The organism is Pirellulales bacterium (genome assembly GCA_019636345.1).
GTDB lineage: Bacteria > Planctomycetota > Planctomycetia > Pirellulales > Lacipirellulaceae.
Genome location: JAHBXQ010000001.1, coordinates 782,367 through 795,448, shown reverse-complemented (window position 1 = coordinate 795,448; position 13,082 = coordinate 782,367). Strand labels below are relative to the sequence as shown.

General features: G+C 66.3%; 10 protein-coding genes. 4 read left to right on the top strand and 6 right to left on the bottom strand.

The window, feature by feature from the left end; all coding sequences use genetic code 11:
• The first annotated feature begins 43 nt into the window (after positions 1-43).
• Together KF688_03055 and KF688_03050 are read left to right on the top strand one after the other, a co-directional pair.
• Positions 44-1,126 carry a chemotaxis response regulator protein-glutamate methylesterase gene (locus KF688_03055; GenBank protein ID MBX3424637.1) on the top strand — a complete coding sequence of 361 codons (1,083 nt, stop codon included), beginning with the start codon at positions 44-46 and terminating at the stop codon, positions 1,124-1,126.
• Positions 1,123-2,001 carry a protein-glutamate O-methyltransferase CheR gene (locus KF688_03050; protein MBX3424636.1) on the top strand — a complete coding sequence of 293 codons (879 nt, stop codon included), beginning with the start codon at positions 1,123-1,125 and terminating at the stop codon, positions 1,999-2,001. Before KF688_03055 ends, KF688_03050 begins: the two co-directional genes overlap by 4 nt.
• A 13-nt stretch (positions 2,002-2,014) precedes the next feature.
• Here KF688_03050 and KF688_03045 read toward each other — a convergent pair whose 3' ends face one another.
• The 4 genes from KF688_03045 to mnmG all read right to left on the bottom strand — a co-directional run bounded on the left by KF688_03045 (position 2,015) and on the right by mnmG (position 6,850).
• A complete protein-coding gene (locus KF688_03045; GenBank protein MBX3424635.1) occupies positions 2,015-2,836 on the bottom strand; it encodes a hypothetical protein in 822 nt (273 codons plus the stop codon).
• Positions 2,837-2,950: 114 nt separating this feature from the next.
• The gene (locus KF688_03040) at positions 2,951-3,670 is read right to left on the bottom strand and encodes a HAMP domain-containing histidine kinase (GenBank protein MBX3424634.1); all 720 of its coding nucleotides are present in this window, start codon (positions 3,668-3,670) and stop codon (positions 2,951-2,953) included.
• Between the two features lie 188 nt (positions 3,671-3,858).
• On the bottom strand, positions 3,859-4,440 hold the full coding sequence (locus KF688_03035; protein ID MBX3424633.1) for a response regulator: 582 nt from the start codon (positions 4,438-4,440) through the stop codon (positions 3,859-3,861).
• 529 nt (positions 4,441-4,969) lie between these two features.
• Entirely contained in the window at positions 4,970-6,850 is a 1,881-nt protein-coding gene (gene mnmG / locus KF688_03030; GenBank protein MBX3424632.1) for a tRNA uridine-5-carboxymethylaminomethyl(34) synthesis enzyme MnmG, read from the bottom strand.
• Positions 6,851-7,084: 234 nt separating this feature from the next.
• On the opposite strand from mnmG, the gene KF688_03025 reads away from it, so the two are divergent.
• Positions 7,085-8,089 (top strand): hypothetical protein, encoded by a 1,005-nt coding sequence (locus tag KF688_03025; GenBank protein ID MBX3424631.1) that lies wholly within the window; start codon positions 7,085-7,087, stop codon positions 8,087-8,089.
• Between the two features lie 100 nt (positions 8,090-8,189).
• Here the strand turns inward: KF688_03025 and KF688_03020 are convergent, their stop codons facing one another.
• Positions 8,190-9,416 (bottom strand): hypothetical protein, encoded by a 1,227-nt coding sequence (locus tag KF688_03020; GenBank protein ID MBX3424630.1) that lies wholly within the window; start codon positions 9,414-9,416, stop codon positions 8,190-8,192.
• A gap of 394 nt (positions 9,417-9,810) precedes the next feature.
• Here KF688_03020 and KF688_03015 point away from each other — a divergent pair, with 394 nt between their 5' ends.
• Positions 9,811-11,022, top strand: a complete 1,212-nt coding sequence (locus KF688_03015; GenBank protein ID MBX3424629.1) for a BBP7 family outer membrane beta-barrel protein — start codon at positions 9,811-9,813, stop codon at positions 11,020-11,022.
• A 22-nt stretch (positions 11,023-11,044) separates the two neighbouring features.
• On the opposite strand, the gene KF688_03010 is transcribed toward KF688_03015, so the two are convergent.
• The gene (locus tag KF688_03010) at positions 11,045-13,069 is read right to left on the bottom strand and encodes a hypothetical protein (GenBank protein MBX3424628.1); all 2,025 of its coding nucleotides are present in this window, start codon (positions 13,067-13,069) and stop codon (positions 11,045-11,047) included.
• Between the last annotated feature and the right edge of the window lie 13 nt (positions 13,070-13,082).

Below are 13,082 nucleotides of genomic sequence, written 5' to 3'. Positions count from 1 at the left end.
CGGGGATGATCCTCTTGAATACGCCTCTCCCTGATCGACTCCCATGACGCCCCCTGAACAACCCTTGAAAGCCCTCGTCGTCGACGACTCGGCCCTGTTCCGCAAGATCGTCCGCGAGGTGCTGCAACAGATTCCCGGAGTCGAGGTCGTCGGGACCGCGGCCAACGGTCGCGCCGCATTGGAACGGATCGTCGACGATCGCCCCGATTTCATCACGCTCGACCTCGAGATGCCGGAACTCGACGGTCTCGGGCTCCTGCGCGAGCTGGCCGTTCGCGACCTGGACGTCAAAGCCGTCATGATCAGCTCGCAGACCTCGACCGGCGCTCAGGCCACCAGCGCCGCATTGCAGTTGGGGGCCTTCGACTTCGTGCTGAAACCGCATGCCGCACAACCGGCGGCCAACGCCGAACAACTGCGACGTCAATTGGAGCCGAAGGTCGCGGCGATCGCCTCGACGATCGGCCACCGCCGGGTGCGCATCGAACCGCCCCAGCCGGCGCCCCCGCCGAGACCCGCCGAGCGCGCAGGCAAGTTCGCGACTCCCAAGATCGTCGGCATCGGCGTCTCGACCGGCGGCCCTGCCGCGCTGAGCCGCATCTTGCCGCGCATCCCGGGGGATTTTCCCTGCCCGATCGTCATCGTGCAGCACATGCCCCCGATGTTCACCAAGAGCCTGGCCGAAGACCTGAATCGGTCATGCCGGCTCGAAGTGCTGGAGGCGTACGACGGCTGCGTAGCCGAGCCCGGCAAGATCTTCATCGCTCCGGGCGGGAAGCAAATGAGGGTCTCGATGCTCACCGGGCGCCCCGTCATTCAGATCACCGACGATCCGCCTGAACGTCACTGCAAGCCCTCGGTCGACTACTTGTTCCGTTCGCTCGCCTCCCACTTCGGACCCGAAGCGCTGGGAGTCATTCTGACCGGCATGGGCGACGACGGAACCATCGGCTGCCGGCACTTGCGCGAGCGCGGCGCCCGCATCATCGCCCAGGACCAGGCGACCTGCGTCGTCTACGGCATGCCCAAGAGCGTGTTCGAGGCCGGACTGGTCGACCAGGTCGAGCCCCTCGATCGCATTGTTCCTAGCCTCGTCTCCGCGGCGACCGTGGAGGCCGCAGTATGAGCAACGTGACCCCCGAGGACATCGACGCCGTTTGCGGACTGGTCGACGATTTGTGCGGAATTTACTGGGACGCCTCGAAGGCCTACCTCATCGAGTCGCGGCTGTCGCAACTGGTTCGCAAAACCTCTTGCGCCAACTACGCCGATCTGGTGCGCAAGGTCCGCGCCGCGGCGCTGCCGGGGCTGCGCGAGGAAGTGATCAACGCGGTCACGACCAACGAAACGCTCTGGTTCCGCGATACGTCCCCCTTCGAAGCCCTGCGCCATAAGGTGATCCCGCACGTCATCGACGGCAAGGCGAAGAGCCTGAATCCCCGCCGACTGCGCATCTGGTCCGCGGCCTCCAGCACCGGACAGGAGGCGTACAGCATCGCCATGGCGTTCGCCGACGTCGTGTACGATTACCAGAATTGGGACTTCAAAGTCTTCGGCACCGACATCTCTCCCGCGGCCGTCGCCCAGGCCAGTCGCGGGGTCTACAACAAGCTGGAAATCAGCCGCGGGCTCGACGTCGCCTACCGCGACAAATACTTCATCGACCAGGGGGACTCCTGGCTGGTTCGCGACTCGATTCGCTCGATGTGCTCGTTCGCGGTGCGCAACCTGCACGAACCGTTCACGGGGCTGGGGCCGTTCGACGTGGTTTTTTGCCGCAACGTGGCGATCTATTTCAATGCCGAAGACCGGGCAAAACTGTTCGAGAAACTGGCCGCGACGCTGACGCCCGAGGGCTGGCTGTTCGCCGGTTCGTCGGAGTCGCTGAGCGACCTGGGCGCCCGCTGGGCCCCGCAGCAGCACTGCCGCGCAACGTGCTACCAGCCGAACCTCGCCCAGGCCTACCAACCGGCGCGAGCGGCGACGGGGCGCGATTGGTAAACGGCGCCGGGCCCTATCGCCCGTCGCGCAGCGCCCGCAGCGTGAACTCGCCGGTCGAACGGAGTTCGAGCTCGTATTCGCCCCCCTCCTTGAGCCGGATCGACGGGGCGTCGGCGTGTGCGGCGCGGACGCCTAGCTCCGCCGCCTGCTGCGGGTCGTTCTCCAACAGGGCGAAGTCCCGCCAGATTCGCTTCTCGAACTCCGAGGCCTCCCCCCCGCGGGCGTACGACGTGGGGCTCGTCCGCGACGCCTCGATCTTGAACCCCTGCTGCGGCTCCTGATATTCGCCGAAGATCCGCTGAAACAGGCAGATCGCCGTCCCGCGATCGAGGTCTTTCTCCTCGACGTACTTGTCGTCGAACTTGGCGACGAGGCACTCGACGTACACCCGATCCCCTTCGAGGGTGAACTCTTGTCGATGCTCGTCGACCGGGGCCCCGTCGTCGTTGACCTCGAAAAACTCGATCCTCGTCCGCGGCCGCTCAGACGAGTCGTTCTGGATCTGCTCGATCACTTTGATCCGGGCGATGCGGCTCCGCATCTTCAGCAGGCGATTCGACGTCTCGAGCTTGGCGACCTGTGCGGCCTTGGCGGCGACGTCGGCTTCGAGCGTTTCGATCGCCGTGCGCTGGCTGGCCACCGTCGACTCGGCGCCGGCGAGCTTCGCTTGGATCGAGTCGAGTTCGCGCTGCTTCTCAGCCAGCTTCTCCTGCGGCTCGTTGTAGAGCGAATACCCCTTCCACCCCGCGAATCCCGCCCCGAGCAACAGCGCCGCGAACAGCAGCGTCCGTACGGCGCTGTTGACGGTGCGAATGGTTTCGTTGACTTTGCCCATGGCGGAGGAAGAGCGATTGGCGGTTAGTGATCGGCGAGGGGGGGAAAGGGGGGTACGACGAACGTCCGACGGACAGGGGCGACGTCTCGCCGGTCGCCCCCCTCAATCTGTCCCTCAGCCGCAAGGAAGCCTCAGCGTCGCCGCCACGCCGCCGGTCGGCGCCGCGGCGAGGGCGACGTCGCCGCCGTGAGCCGTCACGATACGCCAACACTTGGGCAATCCAAAGCCCAATCCGCGGCCCGCCTCGCGCCCCGAGAAAAACGGGTCGAACGCGTGCACAAGTTCCCGCGGCGAGAGTCCGCGCCCCTGGTCGGCGACCTCGATCCGCGCCACAGCCGTCCCGCAGCTTTCGCTGGCCTCCAGAGTCACGGTCGCCGTGATTCGCCCGTCGGGGCTGCTCGCCTCGAGCGCGTTTACCAGCAGGGCCCGCACCGCCTCGGCGAGTTGTTCGGGATCGCCGTCGACGACCAGCCCCTCCGCGGGAAGGTCGAGGTCGAGCCGCACCCCGCGACGCCGACACTCCCCCAGCAGTTCCCCCCCCAGCCGGCGCACCAGCGAGGCCAGACAGACCGGCTCGAGCGCCAACGCCGGCGGCCGGGCGAACAGCATGAGATCTGAAATCATCTCATGCGCCCGCAGCGCCTGCTGCTGGATTGATTCCAGCGTTCGCCGCCGCTCGGGATCCGGCTCGTCGCGCAAGAGCGCCTGCGCGCGGGCCGAGATGTTCGCCAGCGGATTGTTGATCTCGTGGCTCGCGCCGTAGGCCAACTCACGCAGCGCGGCCAACCGCTCGGCATCGACGCTCGCCGCAGCGGGAGCTACTTGGTCGCTCATGGCAGTCGCGTCGTCGAAGGAACCGCAGACAGAAGGGACTCCGCCGCCGAGGACGGGAAGAAATGCCCCGAGACGCGCCTGAGCCGAACGCACCGACGCTCGACGAGACGCCGTCGCATGAGCCTTCGGCGACTCGCGGTCCCTGTGCCCTCTGCGGTGAATGAAGCGTCAAACTCCCCGAGCCGGCGTTACTTCATCGGGGCGCTTTCCAGCTCCAAGAGCTGGCACATGCGGTCGATGAGATGATCGACGTCGAACGGCTTCTGCATGAAGTCGTTGGCCCCCGCGTCGCGCAGGGCCTGCACCTTGTCGGCCTCGACCATGCCCGAGATGCAGATGATCCGCACGTCGTCCATGGTGCTGTCGCTGCGGACCAGCGTGCAGACTTCCTTGCCGTTGATGTCCGGCAGCATGACGTCGAGCACGACCATGTCAGGCCGAAACTCCTTGATCAACATCCCGGCGCCGAAGCCGTTGTTGACGCTCCGGACGTCGAATCGCCCGTCGCGTTCCAGGGCGTCGCAGATCAACTCGACGAGATCCTCGTCGTCGTCGACGACCAGCACCTTGCGCTTGCCGCTGTCCAGGGCGTCGGTCGGGATCCCGTTGTCCCGCATGAAGGTGTACAACTGGTCGCGGGGGATGCGGCGAAACCGGCTGCCGGGGACGCGAAACCCCTTGAGTTGCCCCGAATCGAAACAGCGAATAATCGTTTGCTGGCTGACCTTGCAGATCTTCGCCGCTTCGCCGGTGGTGAATACGGTCTTCATGGTGAAACCACCTCTCTCCTTAGCCGATGGTTGGGGCGCGGGTGTGCACCGGTCTGGCGTGGGATCCGCCGGGGGGGAACGCGAACTCGCTCTCACGCCGACTGACGCCGGCACGATCCCTGCCGCGAAGGCGGACCGGCGAGCGGCGGTTGCCGCAACCAGGTCAAGAACCAACAAGTTCCGAACCCAAAAAGACAGCGGTCGTCCCTGCCGACTGCGAGAAAACGCCCCCAGGGGACCTGGGATGCGTAAACTCCGGAAATCACGCCCGACACCGCAAAGGTGCAAAGCTGTTCAGACGGCAACGTCCTCCGTGTCTTCCAGGTTTTCCTGGCTTGCCAACTGCGGGAATTATAACGGCGCCGGCAATCGAGTCAACATCGCTTGATTCGACCTAACACGTTGATCCAATTAAACTTACGCCAATTCCAGGGGAGCGAACATCGATTTTTTTGCCGCGCCGAAGCCCGTTGTCGGCGATGCCCGTTGCGGTCTTCCTCCCGCCCTGAACTGCCGAAAACGCCCTAACTCACGAACTCGCCGCCGGCGACTTGGCGTCAAGGTGGACCATCACCAGGGCGATGTCCGCGGGGGTGATCCCGCTGATGCGACTCGCTTGGGCGAGATCGACCGGGCGGACCCGCTCGAACTTCTCCCGCGCCTCGGCCCGCAACTGCGCGAGCCGCCGATAGTCGAAGCTCGCGGGAATTCGCTTGAAGGCCAGGCGACGCTGCCGCTCGACGTCGACCTCCTGCCGAACGATGTAGCCGGCGTACTTGGCGTCCCACACCGCCTGATCAATTGCGGCGGGGGAAAACTCGGCAGCACGGGGGACATAGGGCGCCACGTCCTCCCACGTCGACTCCGGACGACGCAGGATCTTGTCGAGCGTCGCCCCGTCGCGCCGCGTGGTCTGCAGCAGCGCGGCAAGCTGGTCAATCTGCTGCGTCTTCTCGCGCCACCGGACGATCCGCTCCGGCTCGGCCAGCCCCAACTCCGCCGCCAACGGGGTCAGCCGCCGATCGGCGTTGTCCTGCCGCAGCAGCAGTCGATATTCGGCCCGGCTGGTGAACATGCGGTACGGCTCGTCGACCCCTGCGGTCACGAGGTCGTCGATCAGCACGCCGATGTACGCCTGCTCGCGCGACAGCACCAGGGGATCGCGTCCCGCGACGGCCAGCGCCGCGTTGGCCCCGGCGAGCAGACCCTGGGCTCCCGCCTCCTCGTAGCCGGTCGTGCCGTTGATCTGCCCGGCGAAGAACAAGCCCTCGATGCGCTTCGATTCCAGATTGGTCCGCAACTGATCCGGCGGGGCGTAGTCGTACTCGACCGCGTAGCCGTACCGCATGATCTCGGCCCGCTCGAGCCCCGGGATCAATCGCATCATCGCATCCTGCACGTCGCGCGGCAGGCTCGTCGAGACGCCGTTGACGTACGCCTCGCGGGTGTCGCGCCCCTCGGGCTCCAGGAACAACTGATGCTGCGTCTTGTCGGCAAAGCGAACGATTTTGTCTTCGATCGACGGGCAGTAGCGCGGACCGCTCGACTTGACCTGCCCGCTGTACATCGGCGCCCGCGACAGGTTTGCGCGGATCAGTTCGTGGACCGCTTCGTTCGTGTACGTGACGTGGCAGGGAAGCTGCTCGACCTCGAGCCGATCGGTGAGAAACGAAAACGGCTGCGGGACGTCGTCCCCCGGCTGCAGCTCGGTGCGATCGTAGTCAATCGTGCGGCCGTTGAGCCGCGGCGGAGTGCCGGTCTTGAACCGTGCGAGCCGTATTCCTTCGCGGGCTAGCGCGGCGCTGATGCCGCCGGTGGTCCCCTCGCCGGCGCGGCCGCCGGGGGTCTGCGCTTCGCCCGTGTGCATCAGCGCCTGCAGGAACGTGCCGGTGGTCAGGACGACGGCCCGGGCGCGATAGCTCGCATCGCCGCGCACGCGCACCCCGACGATCCGGCGCACGCACGCTCCCGGATCGACGTCCGCGCCCTCTCGCGCAGTCGAAGCCGCCGTCGATTCGACGAGCAGGTCCTCGACGATCTCCTGCTTCAAGGTCAGCCCGGGCTGCTCCTCGACGATCCGCTTCACCTCGGCTTGATACCGCTTCTTGTCGGCCTGAGCCCGAGGGCCGTGCATCGCAGGCCCCTTGCGCCGGTTGAGCATCCGAAATTGGATGCCGGTCGCGTCGATCGCTCGCCCCATGGCGCCCCCCAGGGCGTCGATCTCGCGGACAATCTGCCCCTTGCCGACCCCGCCGATCGCGGGGTTGCAGCTCATCTGGCCGACAGTGTCGCAATTGGCGGTCAACAGGACCGTTCGGGCGCCCAGCCGCGCCGCAGCCAGCGCCGCCTCGGCCCCGGCATGGCCGGCGCCGATCACGATCACGTCGAACTCGTAAGTGCTGGCGTTCATAGTGGTTAGCGTAACTTGAGCAAGCGACCTCGCCAATCGTCGGAGCCGCTTTCCCGAGAGTCGAAGACAATATTGTCACATCTCGATAGTGCCGACGCTTCGTGCCTTTCGGGCGTCGCGCTTTGAACCGGGAAGGCCGCTTGCCCGTATCGAGGTTGCGCTGGGCCCCGGCAGCCGCTAGAATTCGAGACGGGCGCCTCCCCTCTCCGGCAAGATTTCTGCCAGAAAGCTGCCATGACTCGCTTCCGAATCGCTGCCTGGTGCTTGTGGATCGCAAGCGTCGCCGGCGCCGCTCAAGCGGCCCGGGCCGACGGCCCTCTCGCCGGGCTCCTCAAGAGCGGCGCCCCCACCGCCGGCAGCGGGTTCGTGTGGTCCACCGAGGTCGCCTTTCACGACTACCGCATCGAAAAACACGCCCTGATCGGCCACTATCGGCTGATCCAACTGACGACCGGCCGGCCGCGGATCACCTTCGGGTCGTTTGACGCCTGTCTGGCGAAGCTCGCGGAGATCAAGCGCGAGCAGAACCTCGGCCCCATGCCCGAGCATGTGGTGATCGTGCTCCACGGTCTGGGCGCCGGACCGGGCTACATGCAGGGGCTGGCCGATTACCTCGAAGAGCAGGGGGGATACCCCGTCGTCAACTTCGGCTACCCCTCGACCATGGGCAAGATCGAGGAATTCGCGGCGTCGCTCGACAGCGTCGTCCGCCATCTCGAAGGGACCAAACGGATCAGCTTCGTCGCCCACAGCATGGGCAACATCGTCGTGCGTCGGTACTTGTACGACATGTCGCGATTGACCCCGGCCATGCGTCCCGAGGTCTCGTACGAGCGGATGGTGATGATCTCGCCCCCCAACCACGGCGCCGAGATCGCCGACCGGATCGGCGACATGAAGATCGTGCAGATGGCCGCGGGAGAACCGGTCGACGAACTCGCTCCGACCAAGGGCTGGCCCGAATTGGAAAAGCGCTTGGCAACGCCCGACTTCGAGTTCGGGGTCATCGTCGGCGGCCGCGGCGACGACCAAGGCTACCTCCCCGGCGTCCCCGGCGACGACGACGGTTTGCTGACGATCGAAACCTCGAAGCTCGCCGGCGCCAGCGACTTCGTCCAAGTCGGCGGCATCCACCAGCTTATGGCCCGTTACAAGGAAGTCCGTACCGCGACGCTCAGCTTCCTTACCAACGGCTATTTCACGACGATCGACGCCCGCCAGCCGATTGCGGCGCAGTAGCTCGGTTCCGCAAAAAAAGCGGAGCCCCGGGGTCGCCGGGGCTCCGCATTCGGTTCAACTTGTCGTTAGCGATCCGACGCCCGCAATCGGCGTCAGACCACTATCGCCCGCGGCGGAACAGCCCCCCCAGCGGTCCGTCGACGCCTGCGTAGGCCTCGTCGATCGCCAGCTCGCGTCCCTCTCTGTTGCCCGCCGCGAATTCGCCGGGCATGCGAGGAACTTGGTCGTCGTCCGCCGCGTCGGCGGCCAACGGGGCTTCGCCGGCCTCTTTCTTCGCCAGGGCGCAGGCCGTGCACTCGGGGAAGGTGAAGCAGCAAAGCAGATTCACCAGCCGCCGGCTGCTGAGGTGGGGCTCGATGTAGTGGCTGCGGCCCACGTCGCGGGTCATCGTGATTTGGCACAGCTTCGATGCGTGCTCGCCAAGCAAGTTCGCGTTGATCCCCGTGACCCCGATCGCACGCCGGCCGCGGAACGACACCTTCGGCCAGTTGTCGAGCGTTTTGTCCGTGCTGTTGCGGGTGTTGAGGACCTTCTCGGCGGCGATGAACGCCTGGCCGTAGCGGCCGTCGAGATTCATCGCGTCGTTGTCGAACGCCCCCGAGATGTTGGCGATGCGGAAATTAGGATGCAGCGTCGGCGAGCCCCCGGCCAGAGTGAGCCCCCGAAGGCTGCCGCCGCCGAGATAATGCCCTGCCGCCGCGGCGATGATGCCGCCGTAGCTGTGCCCGCCGACGGTCACCCGCTGCGAGTAACTCATGCGCTCCAGGAACTTGGCCATGTAGTACCCCTGATACTCGGAGTACACGAACTTGATCCGCAGGTTCTTGAGCACCAATTCTCGAGGCCGCAGGATCGGTCGCTTGTAAACGACCTGAGCCGGCCACGACCAGAACACCAGCCGCTTCTGCCCCGGGCAGCAGCGCATCTTGTTGTACACCTGCCAACACTGCTCCATCGCTCCCTTGTGCTTCAGCGTGTTGCCGTGGGCGAAAAACAGCGTCGGCATCGACGCCTCTTGGGCAATGAACGAATCGACCGTCTCGTCGACGAACCGCCGGCACGAAGGGTCCCAGCGCTTGATCGAAATCCGCTCAAACGCCTGATCGAGATTGCTGCATCGCGGCAGGCAGCGGGTGTTGACCAGCCACAGCTCGGGGGCCTCGTGGCAGCAGTCCAGGCGCATGTCGCAGAGACTGCATTCGTCGCATTGGTCGGGGGTGCAGTACTGGGCCGAGGCGGCGGCAGCCACGCAGACGGCCAACATGGCCGCCGCAGCCAAGCGCCAAATGGCCCACGCGGCGGCGTCACGTACGAGGGGCATGTTCATCGCAAGGTCCCTGGGGAGGTCGGCCCGCGATTGGGGTTTGGCCCTCGCCGCGAGAAGTTCGCGCGATCAGGCAAGATATGCGGACCTGCGAAACATTACCCCGCGTTGCGGAAACGCAACGTCCGTCCCAGGCGACAAACAGGGCGATTTCTCGCTCCGCCGCCGGCGCCAACCCCGCAACCGGCGCAACCGGAACGCCCCGACAGGCAATCGCTCATTTCCCAGCCATCCTGAGGACGAGAATCTGGGGCGACTTTGCCGGCCTGGGCCTTCCTGCTGACGCACCCCCGCAGAGCAGGCCGATCTTTCCGCAAGAGCCGCGCAATCGCGCTCACCCGGCAGCCCCGTACAATCCGTCGCCCCACGCCGCATCCGCTCCCGGAGAACCGGTCGCATGACGAAATCGCTGGTTCTCGCCGCCGCCATCGCGAGCAGCCTCTGGCCGAACGCCGCGGGGCGGGCTCAATCGACGATCACGGGCGACTCCTCCGCCGTCACGGCCGAGGAGTACTTCCCGGGGACGGCGCCGGCGTACGAGTCGACCCCGTACGGCGGACTCGTCGCCGCGCCCGAGGTCTTCGCCCCCTACGACCCGTACCCGGCAAGCGGTTCCGCGTGCAGCAGTTGCGGCGGAGGAGGAGCAGCGGGCTTCTTCAATCGGTGCGGCTGCAACACCGCGCTCTTTCCGTACATCGAAGGCCCGGGCCGATGCGACAACTGGTGCGTCGGGCCCCACCTGCAGGTCGAACTGGACGGGATCGTGCTCACCCGCGATCGCAACGACTGGGCTCCGTTCACGGCGCTGGCCGGCGTGGCGCCCGACTTCACCGACACCTTCGACGTCGCCGCCGGGGCCCGCCTCTTCGTCACCGGGTACAATTGCCACGGCTACGGGCTGCAGGTCGGTTACGAAGGGGTGAACGACTTCACCGGCTACGCCAGCTACTCCGTTGCCGGCGATACGCGCACCTTCGATTACGAATCCAATTACAACTCGCTGGAGATCAACTTCATCCCCGCCACGCAAACCGCGTGGCGCGTGTTCGGCGGGGTGCGGTACGTCGAGATCGACGAGAACCTGGAAGACCGGCTGACCGTGGCCAAGGCCCTCTCGCCCCCCGTCTCGGGCCCCAGCACGAGCGGTCCGTTCATCGACGAAATCGACACGAGGATGATCGACAACCGCCTCATCGGGTTCCAGATCGGCACGTTCCGCGACGCGTGGAATCTTAACCGCTGGCTCTCCTTCGAGGCCTTCGCCAACACGGGCGTCTATCTCAACAACCAGCGGGTCCGTACGCGCTTCACCACGTTCACGACCGTCTACACAATCGACGACATCGACACGCCTGAGAACGAATTCTCAGAGGCAAGCACCTCCGTCACGACCGGGACGAAGCGCAACTTCACCGACACCGCCTTCACGGGCGAGGCGGGCGCCGCCCTCGCACTGCGGCTCAATCCCTGCTTCGCGCTCCGCGCCGGATACCAAGTGCTCGTGGTCGACCGCGTCGGGCTCGCGGCGAACGCGTTTCCGATCCCCGACTACAACGGCGAAACGCTCCTCTACCACGGCCTGCAGTTCGGCATGGAGTATCGCCGCTAAGCCGCACGCGGTTGGCGCCGACTCACTCGAGCCGCAATACGGTCAGCGACGAGGCCGGCGCCTCGTACCCGAACGACGGTCCGACGGCGATGTCCGTCGTCGTCGGCTTGAGATCCTCGGCCGGGTCGCTGCCGTTGACCGCATCGGGCGAACCGGCCAACACCGTGCACGTCGCCCGGCCTGCGGCGAGCGCCGCTCCGCGAACGACCAGCGACCGCGACTCGACGGCCCGATTGACGATCTTCAACACGATCGCCCCCGTGGACGAGTCCTGAACGCTCGAAACCGCCACGTCCGCCGACTCGGCGCCCTCGACCGTCGTCGCCAGCCAGCGATCTCCCGCATTCACGCCGAACAGCTTCTGCACCTCGAAGTTGATCGTCGGTCGAACCGACGTGTTCGAAAAGTAGATGAGGTCGGGCCGCCACTGGGTGCGTCCCTCCTTCGCCAACAGCGGGGCGTACGAGGCGAGCCGCACGACGTCGCCGTTCCGCTCCAGGTGAGTCAAGTACGCCGCCTCGGCCAAAGCCGAACGCAGCGTCGACCGGCGGCCTTCATCGTGAGCCGCGTACTCGCCGAGGTAGACGGCCGACTTCGCTCGATCGTATTTGTCGTATCGCTGCAAGTTCTCGACGAACCACCGCGGCGACTCGTAATAGTGCTCGTCGACCATCGGCAACTTGAGCGCGTTCGCGATTCGCCATCCCTCGTCGTAATCCCGGCCCGAGTGAGTCGGTCCGACCGTGCCGATCAGGACAATCTCGGGGTGTTTCTCGCGAACGACTTTCTCAATCGCTCGAAACCGCTCCTCGAACGCCGGGGTGATGTGCTCCTCGTTGCCGACCCCCAGGTACTCGAGCCCGAACGGGTCGGGATGCCCCGCGGCGGCCCGCTTGGCGCCCCACTCCGACGTCGCGGGGCCGTTGGCCCACTCGATCAGGTCGAGCACTTCCTGGAGATACGCGGCCATTTCGGCCATCGGCAAACCCTCCTGCCCGCGGCCGGCCGTGTACCCCGAGTTCTGGCAACTCACCCCGGCCGGCACGACAGGCAACGGCTTGGCGCCGACGTCCTCGCAAAACTGAAAGTACTCGAAGTACCCCAGCCCGAGCGTCTGGTGATAGCCCCACAGGTTTGGCTGCTCGCGCCGCTCGTGAATCGGGCCGATCGAGTCCTTCCAGCGATACATGTTCGGCAGCCCGTTGCCGTGCACCAGACACCCGCCGGGAAACCGCACGAACTTCGGCGCCAGCGCCGCGATCGTCTCGGCCAGATCCTTCCGCAATCCGTTGGCGCGTCCGCGAAACGTCTCGCGCGGAAAGAGCGACACGACGTCGATCGCTGCGCCCCCCTGCGTCGAGAACAGCACGACCAACCGCGCGGCGTCGCAATCGGCGTCGGCGACGATTTCGCCGGCGACCCGCTGCCAGTCCGTCCCCGAGTAACTCAGCGTGGTCTGGCCCAGGACGGCGCCGGCGGCGTCTTCAAGCTGCGCCGTCAGCGAGAACGCGTCGTCGGCCCCGAACGGCGGACCTCCCCAGCGTCGCTCGACGTACAACTGCCGTACGAACAGCGACAGATCGTACGCGGCCCCCTTGCGGACCACGATGCCGTCGAAGCCTGGGTTGCTGACGCCGACCCCGCCGCCGACGTGCTGCACGTCGACGACCGCGTAGTGGGGATTGTTCGGATGGAGCGGTCGCCCGGCGTCGACGTGCAGCGCCCCCCGCCCCCCGCCGCGCTGGACGAGCTCCCACGAAGTCAGCGGATTCCAACCCCGTTGTTCCGTCGGACGGTACTCGAACGAACGGTTCTGAACCAACTCGGCGTACAGTCCGCCGTCGGCCGCGTAGTTGATGTCCTCGAAGAAGATGCCGAACAGGTCGGGGCTGATCGGCTTGGCCGCCGCCGCGTCGACCTGAATCACGACCGGCTCCGTCGCCCAGGCCGGCGGAATCGCAGCCCCCAGGACGCCCGCCGCAACCAGCGACAGCGACCTCGCTCGACGCCGCATCCAACGAACCGGCACGCACAGCCGCGTCGACATGACAACCTCCGCT